At 63.5% G+C, this 23,849-nt stretch carries 25 protein-coding genes; 8 read left to right on the plus strand and 17 right to left on the minus strand.

Annotation, left to right across the window (positions count from 1 at the left end):
• Positions 1-160: 160 nt before the first annotated feature.
• Positions 161-1,048, plus strand: coding sequence for a DMT family transporter (locus NKI66_RS26095; RefSeq protein ID WP_128303058.1), 888 nt, complete (start codon positions 161-163; stop codon positions 1,046-1,048).
• Positions 1,049-1,108: 60 nt separating this feature from the next.
• On the plus strand, positions 1,109-2,035 hold the full coding sequence (locus NKI66_RS26100; protein ID WP_352753444.1) for a DMT family transporter: 927 nt from the start codon (positions 1,109-1,111) through the stop codon (positions 2,033-2,035).
• 129 nt (positions 2,036-2,164) lie between these two features.
• Here the strand turns inward: NKI66_RS26100 and NKI66_RS26105 are convergent, their stop codons facing one another.
• Complete coding sequence (locus NKI66_RS26105) at positions 2,165-3,022, minus strand: LysR substrate-binding domain-containing protein (RefSeq protein WP_352442160.1); 858 nt, start codon at positions 3,020-3,022, stop codon at positions 2,165-2,167.
• Between the two features lie 113 nt (positions 3,023-3,135).
• Between NKI66_RS26105 and NKI66_RS26110 the strand changes: the two genes are divergently transcribed.
• Positions 3,136-3,543, plus strand: a complete 408-nt coding sequence (locus NKI66_RS26110) for a tautomerase family protein (RefSeq protein WP_352550567.1) — start codon at positions 3,136-3,138, stop codon at positions 3,541-3,543.
• 124 nt (positions 3,544-3,667) lie between these two features.
• Complete coding sequence (locus NKI66_RS26115; protein WP_352753447.1) at positions 3,668-5,890, plus strand: AMP-binding protein; 2,223 nt, start codon at positions 3,668-3,670, stop codon at positions 5,888-5,890.
• A gap of 27 nt (positions 5,891-5,917) precedes the next feature.
• On the opposite strand, the gene NKI66_RS26120 is transcribed toward NKI66_RS26115, so the two are convergent.
• From NKI66_RS26120 to NKI66_RS26145, 6 genes are all read right to left on the minus strand, one after another.
• Positions 5,918-6,736, minus strand: a complete 819-nt coding sequence (locus tag NKI66_RS26120) for a CDP-alcohol phosphatidyltransferase family protein (protein ID WP_013532542.1) — start codon at positions 6,734-6,736, stop codon at positions 5,918-5,920.
• Positions 6,737-6,739: 3 nt separating this feature from the next.
• A complete protein-coding gene (locus NKI66_RS26125; protein ID WP_352442157.1) occupies positions 6,740-7,438 on the minus strand; it encodes a phosphatidylserine decarboxylase in 699 nt (232 codons plus the stop codon).
• A 283-nt stretch (positions 7,439-7,721) separates the two neighbouring features.
• Positions 7,722-8,069, minus strand: a complete 348-nt coding sequence (locus NKI66_RS26130) for an antibiotic biosynthesis monooxygenase family protein (protein WP_023813733.1) — start codon at positions 8,067-8,069, stop codon at positions 7,722-7,724.
• Between the two features lie 121 nt (positions 8,070-8,190).
• The gene (locus tag NKI66_RS26135; RefSeq protein WP_023813732.1) at positions 8,191-10,071 is read right to left on the minus strand and encodes an ABCB family ABC transporter ATP-binding protein/permease; all 1,881 of its coding nucleotides are present in this window, start codon (positions 10,069-10,071) and stop codon (positions 8,191-8,193) included.
• 76 nt (positions 10,072-10,147) lie between these two features.
• Positions 10,148-10,480 (minus strand): ArsR/SmtB family transcription factor, encoded by a 333-nt coding sequence (locus tag NKI66_RS26140; RefSeq protein WP_031213736.1) that lies wholly within the window; start codon positions 10,478-10,480, stop codon positions 10,148-10,150.
• Positions 10,481-10,547: 67 nt separating this feature from the next.
• Complete coding sequence (locus tag NKI66_RS26145) at positions 10,548-11,480, minus strand: LysR family transcriptional regulator (protein WP_031213735.1); 933 nt, start codon at positions 11,478-11,480, stop codon at positions 10,548-10,550.
• 95 nt (positions 11,481-11,575) lie between these two features.
• On the opposite strand from NKI66_RS26145, the gene NKI66_RS26150 reads away from it, so the two are divergent.
• Positions 11,576-12,370, plus strand: coding sequence for an NAD(P)H-dependent oxidoreductase (locus tag NKI66_RS26150; protein WP_023813729.1), 795 nt, complete (start codon positions 11,576-11,578; stop codon positions 12,368-12,370).
• 24 nt (positions 12,371-12,394) lie between these two features.
• On the opposite strand, the gene NKI66_RS26155 is transcribed toward NKI66_RS26150, so the two are convergent.
• Complete coding sequence (locus tag NKI66_RS26155) at positions 12,395-13,879, minus strand: LysM peptidoglycan-binding domain-containing protein (protein ID WP_128303054.1); 1,485 nt, start codon at positions 13,877-13,879, stop codon at positions 12,395-12,397.
• Positions 13,880-14,022: 143 nt separating this feature from the next.
• On the opposite strand from NKI66_RS26155, the gene NKI66_RS26160 reads away from it, so the two are divergent.
• Positions 14,023-14,634: an LOG family protein gene (locus NKI66_RS26160; protein ID WP_023812907.1), complete on the plus strand. Its 612-nt coding sequence runs from the start codon at positions 14,023-14,025 to the stop codon at positions 14,632-14,634.
• A 129-nt stretch (positions 14,635-14,763) separates the two neighbouring features.
• On the opposite strand, the gene NKI66_RS26165 is transcribed toward NKI66_RS26160, so the two are convergent.
• Positions 14,764-15,648 carry a LysR substrate-binding domain-containing protein gene (locus NKI66_RS26165; protein WP_023812906.1) on the minus strand — a complete coding sequence of 295 codons (885 nt, stop codon included), beginning with the start codon at positions 15,646-15,648 and terminating at the stop codon, positions 14,764-14,766.
• Positions 15,649-15,756: 108 nt separating this feature from the next.
• Here NKI66_RS26165 and NKI66_RS26170 point away from each other — a divergent pair, with 108 nt between their 5' ends.
• Complete coding sequence (locus NKI66_RS26170) at positions 15,757-16,047, plus strand: muconolactone Delta-isomerase family protein (protein WP_128303053.1); 291 nt, start codon at positions 15,757-15,759, stop codon at positions 16,045-16,047.
• Positions 16,048-16,226: 179 nt separating this feature from the next.
• Positions 16,227-17,225: a transporter gene (locus NKI66_RS26175; RefSeq protein ID WP_352443247.1), complete on the plus strand. Its 999-nt coding sequence runs from the start codon at positions 16,227-16,229 to the stop codon at positions 17,223-17,225.
• A gap of 16 nt (positions 17,226-17,241) precedes the next feature.
• Here the strand turns inward: NKI66_RS26175 and NKI66_RS26180 are convergent, their stop codons facing one another.
• The 8 genes from NKI66_RS26180 to NKI66_RS26215 form a co-directional block, all read right to left on the minus strand.
• Positions 17,242-17,928: a glutathione S-transferase family protein gene (locus tag NKI66_RS26180; protein WP_352753449.1), complete on the minus strand. Its 687-nt coding sequence runs from the start codon at positions 17,926-17,928 to the stop codon at positions 17,242-17,244.
• A 9-nt stretch (positions 17,929-17,937) separates the two neighbouring features.
• A complete protein-coding gene (rarD, locus tag NKI66_RS26185) occupies positions 17,938-18,864 on the minus strand; it encodes an EamA family transporter RarD (protein ID WP_352753452.1) in 927 nt (308 codons plus the stop codon).
• An 83-nt stretch (positions 18,865-18,947) separates the two neighbouring features.
• On the minus strand, positions 18,948-20,564 hold the full coding sequence (gene cimA, locus NKI66_RS26190; protein ID WP_352722774.1) for a citramalate synthase: 1,617 nt from the start codon (positions 20,562-20,564) through the stop codon (positions 18,948-18,950).
• Between the two features lie 197 nt (positions 20,565-20,761).
• Positions 20,762-21,721: a prolyl aminopeptidase gene (gene pip / locus NKI66_RS26195; RefSeq protein ID WP_352753454.1), complete on the minus strand. Its 960-nt coding sequence runs from the start codon at positions 21,719-21,721 to the stop codon at positions 20,762-20,764.
• Entirely contained in the window at positions 21,718-22,194 is a 477-nt protein-coding gene (locus tag NKI66_RS26200; protein WP_352753456.1) for a GFA family protein, read from the minus strand. Before NKI66_RS26200 ends, pip begins: the two co-directional genes overlap by 4 nt.
• Positions 22,191-22,682, minus strand: coding sequence for a GFA family protein (locus NKI66_RS26205; protein ID WP_352753458.1), 492 nt, complete (start codon positions 22,680-22,682; stop codon positions 22,191-22,193). Before NKI66_RS26205 ends, NKI66_RS26200 begins: the two co-directional genes overlap by 4 nt.
• A gap of 6 nt (positions 22,683-22,688) precedes the next feature.
• Entirely contained in the window at positions 22,689-23,075 is a 387-nt protein-coding gene (locus tag NKI66_RS26210; RefSeq protein ID WP_023812897.1) for a VOC family protein, read from the minus strand.
• Positions 23,072-23,479 (minus strand): endonuclease domain-containing protein, encoded by a 408-nt coding sequence (locus tag NKI66_RS26215; RefSeq protein ID WP_352753460.1) that lies wholly within the window; start codon positions 23,477-23,479, stop codon positions 23,072-23,074. The genes NKI66_RS26210 and NKI66_RS26215 overlap by 4 nt, the downstream gene beginning before the upstream one ends.
• Positions 23,480-23,849: the final 370 nt, after the last annotated feature.

The raw sequence follows: 23,849 nt of genomic DNA on the forward strand, positions 1-23,849 counted from the left end.
CGCCATGGACCCCTGCCCCAACATAAGCACCGGGCTGGCGTAGCGCCGCAGCGGTTTTCGCCCGTATAGCTTGCTGCCAAGGGAGCTGAATTCACAGTTCCCTTGTGTCGCTCCTCACAGCATTTCTGCCGCTCCGGCAATTTTTGGTCCCACGCGCCTTATGGCCGATATCGCCATTCTCGAAACACGCGAGCGGGTTCTTGCAGGCATCCTGCTGACCGGTGCGGCCTATCTGCTGTTTTCGACACAGGATGCTTCGATCAAGCTGTTGGTCGTCGGCATGAGCGTCTGGCAGATCATGTTCTTCCGCAGCATCACCATTCTGGGTGCGTGCGCGGCGATCGGCGGACGACAGTTGTTTGCTGACACGATGCGCTCGCCGATCGTGCGGCCGATGCTGGTGCGCAGTGCCTTCACGCTTGCTGCGTGGCTCTGCTACTACAACGCGGCGCGCAGCCTGCAGCTCGCCGAACTGACCACCGTCTATTACGCGGCCCCAATCATTGTCACCGTGCTTTCGGTGTTCCTGCTCGGCGAAAAAGTGCCGATGCTCCGCTGGCTGGCGGTGCTGATCGGCTTTGCCGGCGTGTTCATCGCTTGCGATCCGACTCATCTCGGCCTGTCCGTGCCGGTGCTGCTGGTGCTGGCGGCCGCCTTCTTGTGGGGCATCGCCATCGTACTCTTGCGCAAAACCGCCCTTGCCGAGCGCTCGATGATCCAACTCCTGCTCAACAATTTCTATTTCCTGCTGTTTTCGGCGGTACCGGCGTTGTTGTGGTGGCGGACACCGGACGGGGCCCAGTTGCTGCTCCTTGCCAGCGTCGGCGCACTCGGCGGCCTGGCGCAGTATCTTCTCTTCGAGGGCATGAAGCGCACACCGGCCTCGGTGCTGGCACCGCTGGAATACACCTCGCTGTTGTGGGCGTTCGCGCTCGGCTTTGCGATCTGGGGCGACGTGCCGCGCCGCGAAGTCTTCCTGGGTGCCGCCCTGATCGTCGCCGCCGGCCTGCTGATCGTCGGCACCGAGCATTTTCGCAAACGCCTATGATGTGGATCACCATCATTGCTGACATTACGATGTCAGGACCAAGCGGCGTAGGCTGGCCGCATGACTGAGATTGCAGCTACCATCGACACCGCCGCGGAGCGTACGCTCGGCATCATCCTGGTGTCGTCCTCGGCGGCTGTGTTTGGCCTGACCGGCGTTCTGACCAAGTCGATCCATGCCGACCCGCTGACCATCATCTGCTGGCGCGGCTTCGTCGGCTCGATCCTGGTCAGCCTCTATGTGCTGTGGCGGCGCCACCGCTCCGGCGGGCGTGATAGCCTGCGGCTTGGCTGGCGCGGCTGGCTGCTGGCGGTGGAAGGGGCTCTCGCCAGCATCGCTTTCATATCGGCATTCAAGTTCACCTTCGTTGCCAATGTCGCCGTCATCTATGCCACAGCACCTTTCGTCACCGCGCTGCTGGCCTGGGTTCTGACGCGCGAACCCTTCCGGTTGCAGACGATGGTCGCCGCCGCCGTGTCACTGTGCGGCGTGGCGATCATGGTCTGGTCCGGCTTCGGCACCGGCAATCTGTTCGGCGACGGACTGGCACTGCTGATGACCATCGGCAGCGGCCTCTACATGATCATGGTGCGCGCCTTCCGCGACACGCCCGTGGTGTGGGCCGGTGCGGTTTCGGCTTTCCTGTTGTTCGTGCTCGGCTGGTTCGTCGCCGATCCGCTGGCGGTTTCGCCAAGGGACGCCGTTCTGCTCGCCACTTTCGGCGCGTCCTTCGCACTCTCCTCGATCCTGTGGACGGAGGGCGCGCGGCTCATCCCGCCGGCCGAATCCGGGCTGCTCGGCTCGGCCGAAGTGCCGTTCGCGATCCTGTTTGCCTTCCTGTTCCTGGGCGAGATTGCCCCAGCCGCCAGCATGATCGGCGGCGTCATCGTGTTGTGTGCGGTGTTTGCCCATGCGGGGCGGGATTGGCTGATGGCCCGCTCGCAACGCTTGGCCAGCCCGCAACGCGTGGCATCAAATATTTCTTAAAAAAGTGACGCGGTCACGGAACCATCATCCGGGTCAGGCATTATTGCTGCGACGGGCCATCCCCAAGTCCCCCCAAACCCCTCGGCCCGTCCTACTCCAAGCCGACCGTAAGGTCGGCTTTTTCTTCATTCAACCGCCCGACAGGGCAAGGTTACCGCCGAGCAGGGCCGCCAGATCGCCCGCCGGACCATCGGCGCCAGCGCGCAGCCGGATGGCGAACTCAGCCATTGGAACCTGTGGCAGGCCAAGCTCGCGCGGTGCCTCGACAATGCCGGAATGGGCAAAGCGGGCCGTTCGCAGCGTCAGCGCGACACCGGCGTTCACCGCCGTGCGCAGGCCGGCCAGGCTGGCGCTGCCGGCAGCAATATGATAGCGGCGGCCGGCAGCATCGAGTGCGGCAAGTGCTGCTTCGCGAAAACCGCAATATGGGTCGAGCAGCGCCAGCGGCAGTTCCTCCTGCCGCGTGGCCAGCCCCTTTTGTGAGCATAGCCATATCATCGGCTCGCGCAGCACACCGACTTCGTCCGGCGCTGCCGCCTGGCGCATGACGATCGCCAGATCGAGGCCGCCAGACTGCAGCGCCTGCGCCAGTTCGGCGGAGCGGCCGACCCGCAGTTCGATCCTGACGCGCCGATGGCTGCCGGCGAAGGCACGCAGCAGATCCGGCAGGCCGCTGTCGGCGAAATCCTGTGTCGTGCCGATGGCGACGCGTCCGGCAGCGCGGGCGCCCTTAAGCGCCAGCCATGCCTCGCGATGGGCGGCAAGGATCCGCCTAGCATGGCCGACGAGGTCTTCGCCTGCAGGGGTCAAGCCGCGCCCTCGCCCTTGCGGCGCCAGCAGCGGCTCGCCGACGATTTCCTCCAGCCGCTGCATCTGGGCGGTCACCGCCGAGGGCGAACGTGCGACGCTTGCAGCCGCCTTGGCCAGTGAGCCGCTGTCGACGAAAGCTAGGAAGGTTCGGAGCAGATCGGGATCCAGCGTTTCCATACTTCGATCTTATCGAATCTTCAGTTAAAAACAATTCGATTTTTTTGATCGAAAGATGGTGGCATGGTTGTTTCAACGGCGATCGGACGCCGCTCAAGCCAAGGAGAAGAAAAATGCCCATCATCAACATCAGCGTCACCGGCAAACCTGACGCGGCTCTTTCCGCTCGCATCGCAAAGGAGGCCACCGAAATCACCGCGACGCAGCTGCGCAAGGACCCGACGATCACGGCAGTTGCCGTGTCCTACGTCGATCCGCAGCACTGGTTCGCCAGCGGCAAGTCGCTGGCCGAGCACGGCACCAACACGTTCTGGCTTGATATCAAGGTGGTCGACGGCACCAATACCAAGCTTGAACTGGAGGCCTATCTGAAGGCGATCTTCGCAGCCTTCGGCCGTCTGCTGGGCGGCGTGCATGAGGAGAGCTACGCCTTCGTGCATGAAGTGCCGGCAGCCGCTTATGGCTATGGCGGCAAGACGCAGGAATTTCGTTTCATCAGTGGACGGCTGCAGGCGGCGTGAGAAGCAGCTTCCCGCACCAAGGGAAGCAAAAGCTCCGCATTGACCTTGCTCCCACATCGTCTAGGTTCTGGCCGACACGGCCGCAAAGAGCCGAGATGCTAAAAAACGTTGGGAGAGACGCGGCATGATCCTGACACTGGCGCTGCTTGCGGGTCTTGTTCTGGCCTGGCTGCTGATCGGCGTGGCGGAAAAATTCCGCCTCGGCCTGCGCTTCACCCAGGCGCTGCTCTATGTGCCGTTCAAGCTCGCCTACCGGATCGGAGACAGCCGCATCCGGGTCGCCCGCAAGGCGCAGGCTCCAGTCATCTACGTCATCTCGCATCAATCGCGCTTCGAGCCGGCGCTGATGCTGTCGCTGCTGCCGGAAGACACGCTGCATATTCTCGATGAGGTCTCGGCGCGCTCGCCGTGGCTCGAACCTTGGCGCGAGCTTGGCCGTACCATCGCCTTCAACGCCGAACATGTCTTCGTCAGCCGCCGGCTGGTGCGCGTGCTCAAAGGCAAGGGCCGGCTCGCCGTCTATCTGCCGGATGCGGTCGAGCCCGACGTCAAGACGTTTCGGTTGTTTCGTGCCGTCACCCGCATCGCCATGCAGGCCGATGCCAAAATCGTGCCGATCTTCGTCGGCGGCGCGCGCAGCCTGCCGGTGTCGCTGACGCCCGCGGACAAGGCGCCACGACACTGGTTTCCGCAGCTGTCGATCAGCGTGCTGGAGCCGATGACCATCGCCGAACTGGTGGCGCGCAACCCCGAGCAGGCCTCGAACACCAACGCGCTGTTCGACCGTGTCGCCGAGGCGCGGCTCTTCGGCACCAACCTCGATCGTGGCCTTTTCCTGGCCATGCGCGATGCCGCCGACCGCGTCGGCGCTTCGCACACGATCATAGAAGACGTCATCTCGGGTGCGTTGAGCTACCGCAAGATGTTCATCGGCGCCCGCGTCCTGGGCAGGCGCTTCGAGGCCGTCACGGCGCCGGGCGAAGCGGTCGGTGTGATGCTGCCCAACGCCAATGGCGTCGTGCTGTCGCTCACCGGCCTTCTGTCGGCCGGCCGGGTGGCGGCGATGATCAACTATACGGCCGGGCCGGCGAGCGTCACCGCGGCCGTGCGCACGGCGGTGATAAGGACCGTGATTTCGTCCCGCGCGTTCGTCGAGAAGGCCGACCTTGCCGATATCGTCGCGGCGATCGAAAAGGGCGGCGCCAGGCTTCTCTGGCTCGAGGATGTGCGGGCCAGCGTCACCGCGCTGGACAAGCTTGCCGCCGCCTTGCTGTGGCGCTGGCCACTGCAGCGGCAGGATGCGGCCAAGCCGGCCGTGATCCTGTTTACCTCGGGCTCGGAAGGCACGCCGAAGGCGGTCGTGCTGTCGCACAAGAACCTTTACGCCAACGCCATGCAGGCCGAGGCGCGGATCACCATCTCGCCTGCCGACATCCTGCTCAACGTGCTGCCGGTGTTCCACTCCTTCGGCCTAACGGGCGGCACCATCCTACCGCTGGTCACCGGGGTAAAGCTGTTCCTCTACCCCTCGCCGCTGCACTACAAGATCATCCCCGAGGTTGCGCGCAAGGTAAAACCGACCATCATGTTCGGCACCGACACATTCCTCGCCAACTATGCGCGCACCGCCAAGGACGGCGATTTTTCCAGCCTGCGCTTCGTCGTCGCCGGCGCCGAGGCGGTGAAGCCGGAAACCCGCCGCGTCTATCGCGAGCGCTTCCAGGCCGAGATCATCGAAGGGTTCGGGCTGACCGAGGCGGCACCGGTGGTTGCCGTCAACACGGCAATCCATGGCCGCGATGGCACGGTCGGCCGGCTGCTGCCGGGCATGCGCATGAAGCTGGAGCCGGTCGAGGGCATCTCCGACGCCGGCCAATTGTGGCTCGACGGACCGAATCTGATGATGGGCTACATGACGTCGGACCGCCCCGGCGAGCTGCAGCCGCTGACCGGCTGGCACGACACCGGCGACATCGTTGCCGTCGACCGCGAAGGCTTCATCACCATTCGCGGACGCGCCAAGCGCTTCGCCAAGATCGCCGGCGAGATGGTGTCGCTGGGTGCGGTGGAGATGCTGGTGCAGTCGCTGTGGCCGGAAGAGCACCACGCGGCTGTGGCCGTGCCTGACAAGAGGCGCGGCGAGCGCATCGTGCTGGTCACCACCGCCGACGACGCCAACCCCGACGACTTGCGCAGGTTCGGCAAACAGGCCGGTGCCGCCGAACTGATGGTGCCCAACGACATCGTCAAGGTGGAGGAAATCCCGGTGCTGGGTTCCGGCAAGACTGATTATGTGTCGACGAGGAAACTGGCGATCGACAGGCTGGGGCTCGGCGTCGCGGCCTGAGTCAGATCAAGCACTTCCGCCGACCTTCTAACCTATATCCGAAGGCGGCACCTTCTCGCCCTCCAGCTTGGCGCGCTTCGAATAGGCGCGCACGCTGAACGGTAGGAAGATCAGGTAGCCGGCAACCGAAGCGGTCAGCGTGTACCAGGGGTAGGTCATCAGCAGGAGTACGTAGAGCACGACACCCAGGATGATCGGCAACACCCTGTCGCCCGGGATTTTCAGGCTCTTGCCGGAATAGACAGGCAGCCGGCTGACCAGCAGGAAAGCGACCAGGATGGTGAAGCCGGTGGCGACGAAGGCTGCTGGACGACTGGGCTCCAGACCTGTGCGCAGGAAATAGAGATAAAGCGGCAGCATCACCAGCACGGCGCCAGCCGGCGCCGGCACGCCGACGAAATATTCGGACTGCCATATGGGGCGATCGGCCTTCTCGTCATCGAGCACGTTGAAACGGGCGAGGCGCAGCCCGCAGGCGATGGCGAACAGCAGTGCCGCGATCCAGCCCGGCGAACCGGCGCGGTCGAGCAGGAAGGCATAGAGCACCAGAGCCGGCGCCACGCCGAAATTGACGATGTCGGCCAGCGAATCCATCTGAGCGCCGAATTTGGATGTCGCCTTCAGCATCCGCGCCAAGCGGCCGTCAATGCCGTCGAGGAAGGCTGCAAGCAGCACCATCACCACCGCCGGCTCGAAGCGGCCTTCGAAGCCGAAGCGGATGCCGGACAGGCCGGCGCAAATGGCGAGCACGGTGACCAGATTGGGCAGCACCATGCGCATCGGGATTTCGCGGATGCGCGGACCGCCGCTGGCATGGGCCTCGAACTTTTTGTATTGCGTGCCCACCGGTCAGGAAACCCGAACAAGAGGCGTGCCGGCAACACCGCCGAATTCGGCCAGCACGGTTTCGCCGCCAACCGCCGTCTGGCCGACTGCAACGCGCGGCGTCGCGGTCAGGGGCAGGAACACATCGACACGCGAGCCGAAGCGGATCAGGCCAAAACGCTCGCCAGTGCCGATCGAGCCGCCGGCCTCGGCCCAGCAGACGATGCGGCGCGCCACCAGGCCGGCGATCTGGACGGCCGCGACCGTGCCATTGGGGCTCTCGATGACCAGGCCGTTGCGCTCGTTCTCGGTGCTGGCCTTGTCCAGTTCGGCATTGAGGAATTTGCCCGGCCGATGTTCGATTTTCGCAATACGGCCGCGCACCGGGGCGCGGTTCACGTGGCAGGAGAAGACGTTCATGAACACCGAGATGCGGGTCATCTCGACATTGCCGAGGCCGAGTTCGCGCGGCGGCACGGCGGGTCCGACCGCCGAGATGATGCCGTCGGCGGGGCTGACCACCAGGCGGTCATCTACCGGCGTGACGCGCTCGGGATCGCGAAAGAAATAGACGCACCAGGCCGTCAGTATCAGACCGATCCAGAACAGGATCGAGGAGAAATAACCGAGGAAAAGCGTCGCCGCGCCAAAGGCTGCGATGAAGGGATAGCCCTCGCGATGGATCGGTACGAACGCGTTCTTGACCGTATCGACAAGGCTCATCGGTAATAAACAGGCTCCGTTTCAAGTCCGGCCTCAATAGCCGAAAGCCCCCCTCGCCGCAACGCAACAATAGGGAAGGCCGTATTGGGTGCGCCGGCAGGGGTCGCGATCCGCTTGCTAGGTCGGTGTCGTTGTCGGCAGAATTCGGGACACCGACGGTTCAAGGCGCCGGAAAAGGTTGCCCGTCCATGATCCCAAATCCGAAGGCTTCTGAAGCCCGCACCGGCCAGGTGCTCAGCGTCGAAGCGCCGGCACCTGGCATCGGCTGGCGGTAGCAGCCTTGCTACAGCCCGGGAACCCTCTGATAGTTGGCGATGTCGGCGCGAACGCCGAGCCGGGCGATCGTCTCCTGCGGGTTGAAGGCGATGCGCTCGTGCGCGGCTTTGACGATCGGCACGACGTTGTCGACGGCCGCCTGGCTCTCCCATTCGACGATGGTGACGAGGTTGAATTCGCCTGGGCCTGAGAATTGCTCGAGCAGGAAATCCTGCACAAAGCCTTGTTGCAGGCGCAGCAATTCATGCGTCGTCCGGACCTTGGCGAGTATCTCCTTGCGAGCGGCGGCCGGGACGACGAATTTGTCCACCCTGAACACGCTGCCCCCGTCAACAGTCTGATTTGTCTCGCTCATTCGATTGCTCCGTTTTTTAAACACGCTAGTTGGCGGGCTCCAAGAACGGCCTACGATCTCAACTTAAGTTGAGGTCAAGCGGAAATTTTCTCTTTTCCCCTCGTTGGAGAAGGAAACGGTGTCAATTCACCTCCGACGTTCGTCGACGAACGACAACGCCAAGCTCGTCGCCCTCGCGGGCGATGCGTAGGCGCTCCTCGGCCTCGGTCGCCTCGCGCTGGCGGTCCCACATCGAGGCGTAGAGGCCATGCTTGCGCATCAGCTCGGCATGGGTGCCGCGCTCGGCGATCTGGCCGTCCTGCAGCACGATGATCTCATCAGCGGTAATCACCGTCGACAGGCGGTGGGCGATGACGATGGTGGTGCGGCCACGGCTGACCAGATCGAGCGCGGCCTGGATTTCCTGTTCGGTGTGGCTGTCGAGCGCCGAGGTCGCTTCGTCGAGCATCAGGATCGGCGGCGCCTTCAGGATGGTGCGGGCGATCGCCACGCGCTGCTTCTCGCCGCCCGAAAGTTTTAGCCCGCGTTCGCCGACCATCGACTTGTAACCGTCAGGCAATCGCTCGATGAACGGGCCGATCTGGGCGAGTTCGGCGGCCTTCTGCATATCCTCCTCGCTGGCGCCGATGCGGCCATAGCGGATGTTGTAGGCGATGGTGTCGTTGAACAGTACGGTGTCCTGCGGCACCATGCCGATCGCTCCGCGCAGGCTCTCCTGCGTCACGTCCCTGATATCCTGGCCGTCGATCAGCACCTGGCCGGACTGGACGTCGTAGAAGCGGAACAGAAGCCGCGAGATGGTCGACTTGCCGGCGCCCGAGGGCCCGACAATGGCCACGGTCTTGCCGGCCGGCACCTCGAAGCTGATGCCCTTCAGGATCTTGCGGTTGGGGTCATAGGAAAAATGCACGTCGCGGAACTCGACCTTGCCGGCGCTGACAGTAAGTGGCTTCGCGTCCGGCTTGTCGACGATCTCCTGCGGCACATCCAGAAGGTCGAACATCTGCTCGATGTCGGTCAGCCCCTGGCGGATTTCGCGGTAGATGAAGCCGATGAAATTGAGCGGCACCGACAGCTGCATCAGCATGGCATTGATGAAGACGAAGTCGCCGACCGTCTGCGTGCCGGCCTGCACTTCCAGCGCCGACATGCACATGACGATGACGGTGCCGAGGCCAAAGATGATGCCTTGGCCGAAGTTCAGCCAGCCGAGCGAGGTCCAGATCCGGGTCGCTGCGACCTCGTAGCGTGCCATCGAGCGGTCGAAGCGCTCGGCTTCCATGCCCTCATTGTTGAAATATTTCACCGTCTCGTAATTGAGCAACGAGTCGATTGCCTTGGTGTTGGCATCGGTGTCGCTGTCGTTCATGTCGCGGCGGATCGAGATGCGCCAGTCGCTGGCGCGGACCGTGAACCAGACATAGACCCAGACGGTGACCGCGACGACGACTACGTATTTCCAGCCATAGGTGTAGGCGAAGATGCCGGTGGTCAGCGCGAATTCGAGGATGGTCGGCGCCGTGTTGAGCATGATGAAGCGCACGATCGTCTCGATACCCTTGGTGCCGCGCTCGATGATGCGCGACAGGCCGCCGGTGCGGCGCTCGAGATGGAAGCGCAGCGACAGTTGGTGCATGTGGACGAAGGTGCGGAAGGCGAGCTGGCGCACCGCGTATTGGCCGACACGGGCAAACAAGGCGTCGCGCAATTGATTGAAGCCAAGTTGCACCAGGCGCACGACATTGTAGGCAACGACCAGCATGACCGGCGCCAGCAGAAAACTCGGCAGCGGCGGCACCGATTTGGCGTCGCCGGCCAGCGCGTCGGTCGCCCATTTGAAAAAATAGGGACCGGCGACCAGCGTCAGCTTGGCGACGACCAACAGAAGCGTCGCCCATGTGACCCGGGCTCTCAGATCGGCGCGATCCGCCGGCCACATATAGGGCCACAAATTGAGCAGCGTCTTGAAGGTCGAGGAGTCGGAGACGGTTTTTTCGGCCATTTCTTGTGCCTTCTTCTTATGTCTTTTTGACCATGATCTCGTCCGAGAACCGGGCTCCACTTTTCGGGATCATGGTCTAGCGGCCGGAGCAGCAGGAATTGACGAGCGCGGCCACCGACGCGGAAACATCGGCAAGTGCGGCACGATCGACCTCGTAGCGCGAGCGCTGACGGTCGGGTTCGAACCGGACCAGCCCGGCTTCGACCAGTATCTTCAAATGTTGTGACACAGTGGACTGCGCCAGATCGAAACGGTCGACAACCTCGCGGCAGCAGCAGGAGTTGCTTGCGGACAGGTATTTCAGGATTTCGATCCGAGCCGGGTGCGAAAGTGCTGCCAGCCGGGTGGCAACGGCTCGGCTGTCCGGGGCGCAGCCAGGCATACCTATTTCAGCTAGGGATTCGCTCATCGTCCATCGGCGATAAACGATGGTCGACGCTGCTGCAAGCTACTCTTCTGGGCAGAGCAGATAGCGGCTAACGCTTTGGACTGGACTTCTCGATCCCCGGGATGCCGGCAATCCGCTCAGCCAGGAAGTCGACCATCAGGCGGACCCTTGCAACGCCCGCGCGCTCCGGGACGATCAGCATGTTCAAAGGGGCGGACGGCAGTGAATAATCATCCAGTATCGTCTCGAGCAGGCCCGCCGCCAAAAGATCGTCGACAAGCCATCGGTGAGCCGGTGCGACCCCTCGACCCGCGAGCAAAGCCTCGCGCGCGGCAAGCCCATGGTCGACACGCAGGCGCCCCGCGAAAGGCACCATATGGCGCTCGCCTCCGGCGCCCTGCAAGGCAAGAGTTTCACTCCCCGCCACGTTCGACATCCGGATACCCTCATGTCCAGACAGATCCGACGGGATAGCCGGTCTGCCTCGCTGCGCCAGATAATCCGGCGATGCCACGAGCAGGCGCCGTGACAGGCCGAGGGCCCGCAGCCTCAATGAGCTGTCGGTGAGCGGCCCCAACCGAAGCGCGATGTCGACACCTTCCCTGACGAGGTCGACACGCTCATCGCTGAGGCTGAGGTCAACGCCGATGTCGGGATATCGGTCCTGAAAGTCGAAGATGAGTCGGCTGGTGTGCAAGACCCCGAAAGCGGCAGTACAGGATATCCGGACGGTGCCGGCCGGCGCGCCACGTGCGCCCCGCGCTTCGTCGCCGGCCTGCTCGACAAGGCGCAGGATCTGGACGCTGTTGGCATAGTAGCGGCTGCCCTCGTCGGTCAGCGTGACCCGCCGGGTGGTCCTGCTGAGCAAAGGCGCACCCACTGCCTCTTCGAGTTCCTGCAGATGCCGCGTGACCGTCGATTGTCCGATACCCAGTTCACCGGCAACCAAGGACAGATTGCCCCGTTCCGCGACGCGAACGAAGGTGCGCATGCGTTCGAGGGTGATGTCCGATTTATCCACTATTCGGCACAATCTTATGCATTACGAATATATAGCGGATTGCGTCGATATTGCCTAGCTAAGGGACCAGTTTTTCAATCCCCGGAGTCCCCCGCATGAAAATCCTACTTGTCTTCGCACATCCCGAATCCCGCTCGCTCAACGGCGCGCTCCGCGACGTCGCCATCAGAGAACTCGAGGCACAAGGCCACGAAGTGCGGGTGACGGACCTCTACGCCCAGGGTTGGAAATCAGCGGTTGATCGGGCCGACTTTCCGGTTTTGGCGCCGGGCGCGCGGCTGATGCCTGCCGCAGCGTCAAAAAAGTCTTTCGAGGCCGACGCGCTGACAGAGGACGTCAAGGCCGAGATCGCAAAGCTGCTATGGGCGGATGCCCTGATTCTCCAATTTCCGCTCTGGTGGTTTGCCATGCCGGCGATCCTCAAGGGCTGGGTCGACAGGGTCTTTGCCTACGGCTTCGCTTACGGCGTGGGCGAACATAGCGACAAACGATGGGGCGACCGCTACGGCGAGGGAACCTTGATGGGCAAGCGCGCAATGTTGATCGTGACCGCCGGCGGCTGGGAGGAGCACTATGCCCCTCGCGGCGTCAACGGACCAATTGATGATCTGCTGTTCCCGATCAACCACGGGATCCTCTACTACCCGGGCTACGACGTCCTTCCGCCATTCGTCGTCTACAGCGTCGACCGCTTCGGTGAAGCCGACTTCGAACCCACCGCCGAGCGCCTGCGCGAGAGGATGAGAACGCTCGCGACCACGCAACCCATCCCCTATCGCCGGCAGAATGGCGGCGACTATTTGATTCCGAGCATGAAACTACGCCCCGACCTGGGGGATCCGAACATGATCGGATTCAAACTGCACCTGAGCGGCTCAGCACACCAGTAGATTTCGACCTGGACGGCCTTGGATCTAGTTGGTCTTGGCCGGCGCTGTCGTTGCCTGCTCGCCCATCGTCTTGAGGTCGGCTGCCTCGCCTTCCTTCGACTTTTCCGGGACCTTGAACACCTGCCCCGGCCAGATGCGGTCGGGATCACTGATCTGGTCCTGGTTGGCGAGGTAGATGGTCGAGAAGCGTACGCCATGGCCGTAGACGCGCCGCGAGATCCGCCACAGCGTATCGTTGCGGCGGATGATGACGGCGCCGTCGGCATGTTCGAGCTTGGGCGCCACGGTCTCGGGCACATCGCTTGGCGGCGTCGCCTCCGCCACAACGGCCGGAGCCTCGGTGGCGGGAGCAGGCGTCGTGGCCGGGGCCGTCCCGGCCGCGGCCGGCGCCTCGGCGGCGGCAGGTGCGGCCGGCTTGGGCTGAACGGGCTTCGGCGCCGAGGGTGCCACGGCGGCGACCGCTTCGCCGGGCTCGCGCTCGAACGGCACGGCTGCGCGGGCCACAACTGTCACACCGTCGGTATCGAGGCCGTCGACACGAATTGTGTAGCTGCCGACCGGAATGTCGCGCGTCGCCTCGACCAGGAAATGACCGTCCGTCGAAGTTTGCGCATCACCGAGCAGGATATCGTTGGCATAGGCGCGCACCTTGCGGCCGGCATCGGCGAGACCGGCGACAAAGATCTTGCTGCCGTCGATCTCGACCGCCTCGACGACGATCTTGGGCTCGGTCACGCCTGCAGCGGGCGGCGTCGCCGGCGCTGCAGGAGCCGGTGCTGCTTCTACCACGGCAGGAGCCGGTGCTGCTTCTACGACGGCAGGTGCCGGGGCGGCTGGTGCCGGAGCAGTTGCGGGCGCTTCGGCTGCGGGAGCAGCCGGCGCGGCGGCCGGAGCAGCCGGCTTTGTTTCGGGCGCCGGAACGGTGAGCAGTTCGGCCGGTTTGCCCGGCTCCTCGACCATTGCCAGCACCTGGCCGGCGGCATCCTTGGGAACCGAAACGACAGCGGTCTGCACCGAAGGGGTGACGACATCGCCCGTGGTCGCGCGCAGTGCGATTGTATAGTCGCCGGGCTTCAGCGGATCGTCCAGCACGATGACAAATGCGCCATCGGGACCGGCAACCGTCGAGCCAAGCACGGTCGTGCCGTTGAGGATCTCGACCTTTGCGTTGGGCGCTGCATTGCCGGCAACGACGATCGAGCCATTGCCCTCGACGCGCACGACGTCAAAGGACGGTGCGACGGGACCGGCCGCAGCCGGCGCCGCCGCGGCCGGTGCCGTTGCCTGGGGCACCGCGGCGGGAGCCGCGGGGACCTCCGCGGCGGGCAGCCGCGCTTCGGTGCCGGGATCGGCCGATTTTGGCGCTGCGGGCGACGTCTGCGCCGCCACTTGCGCCGGCGGCGTGGGATTGAGATACGGGTCGAGTGCGCCCGATACATAGGCGGTTCCCGCGGCAGCAACGGTCCCACCCGCCGCGAACAGGAACGCCTTCAGTGGATTAATTGCCATATTTCCCTACCCCTTAGCCACCTAACGCCGGTCTAGCTTGTTTTGCCAATGCCGACAAGAAAAACGGGCCGACAAGAAAAAGCCCGGGCTTGTTGACCCTTGGGGCTTGACCACGCTTTCAGACCCAATCACCAATCATCGGCATGAACACGATTCGATCCGTCTGCGTCTATTGCGGCTCGTCTCCGGGCCGTGATGAAATCTATATCAAGGCCGGAAACCTGCTCGGACGCTCGATTGCCAAAGCAGGAATGCGGCTGGTCTATGGCGGCGGCACCAAAGGCATCATGGGCGCTGTCGCCGAAGGCGCTTTGCGCGCCGGCGGCAAGGTGACGGGCATCATTCCGCGCTTCCTGATCAACAGGGAGGCAACCGAAACCGCGCTTGACCGGCTCGACGAGTTGCTGATCACCGACAACATGCACGAGCGCAAACACAAGATGTTCGAGAAATCCGACGCCTTTGTGGCGCTGCCGGGGGGCATCGGCACGGTCGAGGAGATCGTCGAGGTGATGACCTGGGCGCAGCTTGGCCATCATCGCAAACCGATCGTCTTCGGCAATGTCGGAGGATTCTGGGATCCGATGCTGACGCTGCTCGATCACATGGCCGCTGAGGGCTTCATCCACACCGCGCAACGGGTCAAGCCGCTGGTTGTCGACGACCCCGAAGCGATCGTCGCCGCCATCATGGTGGCTGGATCCTCCGTAGACGCCCCGACCGAGGGCGTGCAGTCGGTGATAGACAAGATGTAGGGGAATACGGGAGTAAGGCAGTAGGGGAATATGTGAAGTGCCTGGGAACGGCGCCCCCTATTCCCCTATTCCCCTATTCCCCTATTCCCCTATTCCCCTATTCCCCTATTCCCCTATTCCCCTATTCCCCTATTCCTCAGCTGCCTGCCGCAAATCGGCAATCACCGCCCGTCGGTCATGACGCCGCCAGGCGAGATAGATGGAGACCGTGCGGTCGAACCACGGCAGGTCGCGAAATACGATCCGCGGCGGCGCAGCGACACGCAGGCTGGCTTGCACCGTCGCAAGGCCGAGACCGGCGCTGACAAGGCCGAGCGAGGTCAGCGGGTCCGCCGTCTCATAGGCGATGTCGGGCAGAAAGCCGGCCTTGGCGCAGGCGGCAAGGAACTGGCCGCGATTGGTGTCGTCCGGCTGGCGCACGACGGTGATCCAGGTGCGACCGTCAAGGTGGTCGGGCCCAATCTCTGGCACTTCAGCAAGCGGATCATCTTCGGGGATCGCCAGCACCAGCGGCTCATGCCGCAGCGCTATCGCGGCGACATCCGGGTCATCATCGGCTGGCGGCGAGTAGACAAAGCCCAGATCCAGCGACCGCTGCCGTAGCCCTTCCAACTGCGCCGCCGAACGCAGGCTTCTCAGCTGCAGGTGGAAATCCGGCCGGTCGCGACGGAACTGGCGCAGCATCCCAGCGACAAGCCCGGCATGAACGGCGCCTTCGACATAGCCGATGGCGAGCCGGCCGACGGCGCCGCTGGCCAGGTTGCGGCCGAACTGCTCCAAACGTCGCGCATTGGACAGCAGCGCGCGGGCTTCGACGAGGAAGGCGCGGCCCTCGGCGTTGAGGTGGACCCGCTGCTTTGCCCGTTCGAACAAAGCGACGCCGAGTTGCTCCTCGAGCTGGATGATCTGCCGGCTGAGTGGCGACTGAGAAATATGCAGCATTTCGGCGGCGCGCCCGACATTGCCGGTTTCGGCGACGGTGACGAAATAGCGGAGCTGACGCAGATCGAACATTTTTCTCCGGGCTCCAGTCCCCCCAGGTCTCAACTTTAGCCTAACCAGTCTTGGACAGTCTGACCGGCGGGAGCGATAATTCGGCCATTCCAACCAAAGGAGACCGCCATGCAGTTCTTTGCCCTTCTCACCCGCAACACCGAAAAATTTGCCGATGCCGATTTCGCTCCGCTTCTACCCGGCGAAGCCGAACAGCGGCGCACGCTCTATGCCGAAGGCGCGGTACGCCAGATGTGGAACCGAGGCGACATCCCGGGCAGCGGCATGATGTTCGAGGCAGCCGATGATGCAGAGGTTCGCGCCCACCTCGCCACCTTGCCGTTGGTCAAGGCCGGCATGATGGACATTGCCGCAATCGTATCCCTAAAGCCCTACCCCGGCTTCGGCCCGAAGCACTGACAGGGACACAATCCGGGGGTGGCGAAGGCCGTCACCACCGGATTGACGTAGGTGATCGACAGACCGTGATCGGCTGTCAAGAAACCGTCACACGGAACCGGGTTCGCTCGTGCTAGAAATCAAGGCCAGGCAGCCGCCGTGCGGTGCCATCTTCGGAACATGCATCTGGCACCGCCCCCATGGATATCACTGTCGCCCCGGAAGGCACCGACCTGTCGCCCTACCTGCCCGACGAGCACGGATTGTTCTTCATCTATCACTTCACCGCTGAGGGCGTGCGAACCAGGGACGCCGCCGCCGCGCACTGGACATGGCGCAGCTACCAGCTTTCCGACATGCGCGCTCGCCATGAGATCGGCACCGATCAGGCTTTGCCGGCACCGGTGCGTGAAGCTTTCCTGTCCGCCAGCCATGGCTGCCACATCGACCTCGAGGACGACTGGCTCTATGGCGACCTGCCGGATCTGCGCCATGACTATTCGGCGGAAACGGGCGGACTTGGCCATTTCCGCTTCGCCCTCAACGACACCATGCTGGTCGGCGCCCGCAAGCAGCCGCTGCAGTCTGTCGATAACATCCGCAAGGCGATCGAGAACGGATCGCGCAAACTCCGCTCGCCGGCCGCGCTGATCGAGGCGGTCGTCGGCCAGTCGTTCGACGGCATGGTGGCCGAACTTGCGGCACTTGGCGACAGTCTCGACGGCATCGAGGATCGCATCGTCTGCGACGCATGGCACAATGAGCGGCAGGCGCTGGTCGACGCGCGCCGGCACCTGGTGGTGATCCACCGGCAGATGGCGACGCTGACCAATCTGTTTCGCCATCTCGACCATTCGCACCGCAACGACCTGCCGGATTCCATCAACGACATGGCGGCGCGGCTGTCGCATCGTGCGCAGACGCTGCACTATGACGGCGAGCAGTTGCAGGCCCGCGCCCGGCTTTTGCAAGACGAGCTGATGGCCAAGCTGACAACGCAGTCGAACCGGCTGCTGTACGTACTGTCGGTGATGACGGCGGTGCTGTTGCCGATGACCATCATCTCCGGCCTGTTCGGCATGAATGTCGGCGGCCTGCCGCTGGTCGACACGCCAATGGGCTTCTGGGTGGTGACGGCGGTAGCGATGGTAATCGCGGGAGCGACCTATCTCTTTGTCAGGCGGCTCGGACAGATGTAGCACCCGCCGGCGGCTATCACGCCGTGGCGCGAAGATCCTCGATGACTGTGCCGGCGGCGGCCACTTCCGCTTCGTGATCGGACTCGCGCCAGATTTCGGCAAGGCCAGCCGCATACCATTCGCGCATCGCCGGTAGAGCAAGCAATTGCGCCGGATAAGCCGCAGCCGCACCCTCGAAGGGGAGCCCATAGGACTGGGCGCGGAACGCCACCGGAGCAAAGAAAGCGTCGACGGCGGTGAAATGAGCGCCGGCCAGAAACGGCCCGCCGAAACGGGCAAGACCATCATTCCAGAGGTCACCGAGGCGGAAAAGGTCCTGCTTCAGCCCATCGGACATCGGGAACGGCTTTACCCGCACGCCGCAACTCATCGGGCATGCCCCGCGCAATGCGGTGAAGCTCGAATGCATCTCGGCGGCGGCCGAGCGTGCCCAGGCGCGCGCCTTGGCTTCGACGGGCCACACGCCATGGTGGCGTTCGGCCAGATATTCGACGATGGCCAGCGAATCCCAGACCGCCCAGCCGTCCTCCATCAGGCACGGCACCCGGCCGCTGGGCGAAAACGACCGGTAGAGTTCCCAGCTCGATGCGGTCGGGAATGGCGTCAGCCGCTCCTCGAATGGGATATCCAGCGCGCGCATCAACACCCAGGGCCGCAGCGACCATGAGGAATAGTTCTTGTTGGCGATATGCAGCAGGTACATCGAAACTCCTTACCGTGCGGGCTGCGGCGCGGCGCGGCGCGCTGTCGTCAACATCGACCAGGAATAGACCGCCAAGGCCGCCCAGATCAGCGCGAACGCAATCGCCTGGGTGGTGCCGAAAGGCTCGTCGAAGATCAGAACGGCGATCAGGAACACCATGGTCGGCGCGATATATTGCATGATGCCGATGGTTGACAGGCGCAGCAGCTTGGCGCCGAAGGCGAACAGCAGCAGCGGTATCGACGTGACTGGACCGCAGCCGATCAGCAGCGCCCTATCGGCACCGCTGCTGGATACGATGTGGTCCTGCCCGGTCGCGATGAGATAAACGATGTAGCCAAGTGCCGGCACCGACAGCAGAAGCACTTCGAGCAAAAATCCCTGGCTCGGTCCGATCGGCAGCGTCTTGCGGAAGAAGCCGTAGGCGGCGAAGGAAAAAGCCAACGCCAGCGACACCCAGGGCAGCTTGCCGCCCTCGATGGTCAGCACCGCGACCGCGACGGCCGCCAGCACCACCGCCGCGATCTGCAGCCGGTCGAGGCGCTCGCCAAGCAGCAGCGCGCCGACAACGACGCTGACCAGTGGATTGATGTAGTAGCCGAGCGCGGTCTCGACAGTGCGGTCGACGGCAATCGCCCAGACATAGATGCCCCAGTTGACCGAAATCAGCGCTGCCGTCAGCGCGGCCATGGCGATGGTGCGCGGCGAACGCAGTGCCGCCTTGAAATCCGCCGTGCGGCCGGCCCAGATCAGGACGGCGGCGGCGATCGGCACCGACCAGACGATGCGATGGGCAATGACTTCGGCGAGCGGCAGATGAGCGACCGCCTTCATGTAAAAAGGCAGCAGCCCCCATAGCAGATAGGCCCCCAGTGCCAGCAGGAAGCCGCGACGGGCCTTGGAATCCGCATCCAGGGTGATTGTTTCAGTGGCCATGGGCCAACGCTATGGCCCAGCCACCTTGGCAAGACCATCGCAAAGTTCTGATGGATCAATGGACTTTCGCTGATGGTTCAACCCTATTCGGCGGCCACCAGTCCGGCCATCTCGCGGTTCTTCATCAGCTTGTAGACGATGGAATCCATCAGCGCTTGGAACGAGGCGTCGATGATGTTTTCGGAAACGCCGACCGTCCACCAGCGCGCGCCGGTGCCGTCATGCGATTCGATCAGAACGCGGGTGATCGCCTCGGTGCCGCCATTGAGGATACGCACCTTGAAGTCGGCCAGTTCCATGTCGGCGATCTCGCTCTGGAACTTGCCAAGGTCCTTGCGCAGCGCGATGTCGAGTGCGTTGACCGGGCCATGCCCCTCGGCCACCGACATCTTCTCCTCGCCGTCGACCACCACCTTGACGATCGCTTCGGAGACCGTCTTCAGCTGGCCGTTGGCGTCGAAGCGGCGCTCGACCATGCAGCGGAACGAGGTGACGTTGAAGAACTCCGGCAGGCCGTGCAGCATCTTGCGTGCCAGGAGCTCGAAGCTGGCATCGGCGCCCTCATAGGCATAGCCCTCGGCCTCGCGCTCCTTGACCACTGATATCAGCGCGTCGAGCCGGTGATCGTCTTTCGGCACGTCGATGCCGCGCCGCCTCAACTCGGCGAGGAAATTGGCCTTGCCGCCCTGGTCCGAAACCATGACGCGGCGGCGGTTGCCGACCGTTTCCGGGGGCACATGCTCATAGGTCGCCGGCTCCTTGGCCAGCGCGGAGGCATGGATGCCCGCCTTGGTGGCGAAAGCAGAGGCCCCGACATAGGGCGCTTGCGCTTCCGGGGCGCGGTTCAGGAGTTCGTCGAAGGCGCGGGACAGGCGCGAAATGCCGGTCAGCGCCTCAGCCGAAATGCCCGTCTCGAAACGATCGGCGAAGGCCGGTTTCAACGCCAGCGTCGGCACGATCGAGATCAAATTGGCGTTGCCGCAGCGCTCGCCGATGCCGTTGAGCGTGCCCTGGATCTGGCGCACGCCGGCCTCGACAGCGGCGAGGGAATTCGCCACTGCCTGGCCGGTGTCGTCATGGGCATGGATGCCGAGATGATCGCCTGAAATACCTGATGAAATAACCTTCTCGACGATGGCGCGGACTTCCGAGGGTTGCGTGCCACCATTGGTGTCGCACAGCACCACCCAGCGCGCGCCGGCATCACAGGCGGTCCTGGCGCAGGCCAGCGCATAATCGGGATTGGCCTTGAAGCCGTCGAAAAAATGCTCGCAATCGACCAACGCCTCCTTGCCGGCGGCGATCGCCGCCTCGACGGAGGCCTTGATGGCGTCGAGGTTCTCCTCATTGGTGCAGCCGAGCGCGACACGGACATGGTAGTCCCAACTCTTGGCGACGAAGCAGATGGCATCCGACTTGGATTGCACGAGTGACGCGAGGCCGGGATCGTTGGACGCCGACACCCCTGCCCGCTTGGTCATGCCGAAGGCGACAAATTTGGCGTGCGCCGTGCGCTTCTCCTGGAAGAAGGCTGTGTCGGTCGGATTGGCGCCGGGATAGCCACCTTCGACATAATCGAGGCCGAAAGCGTCGAGCAGTTTCGCGATAGCGATCTTGTCTTCGATAGAGAAGTCGATGCCCGGCGTCTGCTGGCCATCGCGCAAGGTGGTGTCGAAGAGGAACAGTCTTTCCTTTTTCATGACAGCAAGGTGCTTGAGCACCCCCCTCTGGCCTGCCGGCCATCTCCCCCGCAAAGGGGGAGATCGGCAGCTTTGACGATAGCGCTGGTCCTGCAATGTCGGCGATTGGCGAAAGCGAAGGCGACATCCAATCTCCCCCCTTGCTGGGGAGATGTCCGGTAGGACAGAGGGGGGTGTGAAGGATCGCCGTGCATCGACTATATCTTCCCTGCAAACCGATCCGTCGCCCGGATCAGTTGATCCAAAATCCCCGGCTCCGAATAAGCATGACCGGCGCCCTCGATCAGATGGAAATCCGCCTTCGGCCACGCCTTGTGCAGCGACCAGGCATAGCGCGCCGGGCACGGCATGTCGTAGCGGCCGTGGACGATGGTGCCGGGAATATCGGCAAGCTTGTGCGCATCGCGCAGCAATTGTCCTTCTTCCAGCCAACCGGCATGGACGAAATAGTGGTTTTCGATGCGGGCGAAGGCGACGGCATAGTCGTCCTGCCCGAACGGTCCACTGGTTTCCGGCTCCGGCAACAGCGTGATCGTTTCGCCCTCCCACAGGCTCCAGGCGCGGGCGGCTTCGATCTGCGCCTTGCGATCCGTGCCGACCAGCCGCTTGCGGTAGGCAGCCATCATGTCGCCGCGCTCGGCCTCCGGGATCGGCGCCAGAAAGCGCTCCCATTTGTCCGGGAACATTTCCGAGACGCCGAACTGATAGTACCATTCGAGTTCCGCACGTGTCAGCGTGTAGATGCCGCGTACCACCAACTCACTGACGCGTTCGGGGTGCGTTTCGGCATAGGCGAGCGCCAGCGTCGACCCCCAGGAGCCGCCGAACACCAGCCATTTGTCGAAGCCGGCCATTTCGCGCAGGCGTTCGATGTCGGCGACCAGGTGCCAGGTCGTATTGGCTTCGAGCGAGGCGTTGGGCGTCGATCTTCCGCAGCCGCGCTGGTCGAACAGAATGACATCGTAAAGCTTCGGCTCGAACAGCCGCCGGTGTTTTGGTGAAATGGTGCCGCCCGGTCCGCCATGCAGGAACACCGCCGGCTTGGCGCCTTTGGTGCCGGAACGCTCCCAGTAGACCTGATGGCCGTCGCCGACATCCAGCATGCCGGTCTCGAAGGCCTCGATCTCGGGATAAAGCGTACGCAATTGACTGCTCATAGCTGCAAACCTTTGGTCGGCCAGTCCGCTGTTTCGTGGTCTGGGTGCTGGAAGGAGATGATGGATTCCTGCCTATTGTAATAATCAGGATCCTGGTGGACGGGCTGATCGAAGATCGTCTCCACCCATGGCAGCCGCGCGGCATAGTTGACCTGGATCTGCGGTGCCAGATCCGAACGGTCGTCGAAGGCACCGATGGCGATTTCCAGTCCGCCGGGCTGCCGATATGTCAGCGGCGTGCCGCAGCGCGCGCAGAAACCACGATCGATATTGACCGACGACTGGAAATAGCTCGGCTCCTCATGGGTCCATTCGACGCCGTCCCTGGGCACGGTCACCAGCGCACCGAAGAACGCGCCGAACTGCTTCTGGCACATGCGGCAATGGCAGATCGACGGACGGCCGAGCGCCCCATGAATGCGGAACCGCACGGCGCCGCATTGGCAGCCGCCTGTTCTTGCTGTCTCGGTCATGGCTTTTCCTTCGGCGGCCATTGTTCGGTGTCGTGGTCCGGATGCTGGTAGGAGACGAGATCGGCCAGATAGGGAGCCGACGACATGTCGGCCATGGTGTCCTCGCCCGGCAGTTGCGGGATCGTATCGACATAGGGCAGTTTGGCCTCGGTGCCCCATTGGACCAGCGGCACGATCTCAGCCGGATTGTCGAACGCACCGATGGCGAGGCCGACACCGTCCGGCGCGGTGAAGGTCAGCGGCGTGCCGCAACCGGCGCAAAAACCGCGATCGACATGGTTGGAAGAGCGGAAGTATTTCGGCTCGCCGCGCGTCCAGTCGAGCCTGGCGCCGCGCACCGACACCAGCGGCGCATAGAACGAGCCGAACGCCTTCTGGCACATGCGGCAATGGCAGACCGAAGCGTCGCCGAGCGCGCCTTCAACGCGAAAGCGCACCGCGCCGCACTGGCAGCCGCCGGTGTAGATCGGCCGGTTGTCGAGGCTCATCACCGCTCACTCCGGCGCATGGCAGACGGCTTCGACATTGTTGCCGTCGGGATCGAAGACGAAGGCGCCATAGTAGTTCGGGTGATAATGCCGGCGCAGGCCCGGCCCGCCATTGTCCTTGCCACCGGCAGCAAGTGCCGCTGCGTGGAAGGCATCGACCTCGGCGCGGCTGCGCGCGGTGAAGGCGACGTGCTGGTGATCCCTGGGCTTGTCCTTGGCCGAACTCAGCCAGAACACCGGCCGGTCACGGCCATAGCCGCCGACCTTGGCGCCGCCGGTGTATTCCAGCGGCACCATGTAGAGGAGCGCTGCACCAAGCGGCGCCATCGCCTTGTCATAGAAAGCCTTCGAAGCATCGAAATCGGCAACGGTGATGCCAAGATGATCTATCATGAAATTGCCTCCCTAGCTGGTTCGATCGCCAGCACTTCGGCAGCGGCCAGGCCGGCCTCGATGACGATGTGCTGGCAGACATTGTCGATATCGCGAGTGACGTCGTCGTTCCAGAAGCGCAGGATGGTCCAGCCACTGCTCTTAAAATATGCGCTGCGTGTCTCGTCTTGTTGTAGATTTTCGCTATCCGCATGCTGGCTGCCGTCTACCTCGACGATGAGACGATAGGCCGAGCAAGCAAAGTCAACGATATAAGGTCCGATCGGCACCTGCCGTCGAAAGCTCATCCCCATAAGCCGGTGAGCACGCAACTCATTCCAAAGTTTCAACTCCGCATTGGTCATGACGCGACGCATGGATTTTGCATTCCGGCGGTGTCGTTGCGGAACGAGATCGTGTCCCATCAAACACCCCTTCGCCGGTGATTAGCGAAATCGGCGACGAGGGCTGATCTCCCCCCTTGCGGGGGAGATGCCCGGCAGGGCAGAGGGGGGTGCTGTCCCGCCCGCTTATCAATTGGAGACCGCTGCCTTCTCAGGAAACGGTCGAAACGAGGGTAGGCAAACAGAAACGATGGCGTTCCTTCACACCCCCCTCTGTCCTGCCGGACATCTCCCCCGCAAGGGGCCTGTTGCAAAATTGTGTGGATGTGATTCCCTGTTTTTGAAACAGGGATCTTGCGATGACGACGAAGCCGAGCGGTCAGTTCAGTTTTGTGGAGGCTCTGCTGCCGCAGGGTCTTGGTCGGAGCGGTCGCCTGGACCGGTTGTCGTT

The sequence above is a fragment of the Mesorhizobium sp. M0518 genome (assembly GCF_040321125.1).
GTDB lineage: Bacteria > Pseudomonadota > Alphaproteobacteria > Rhizobiales > Rhizobiaceae > Mesorhizobium.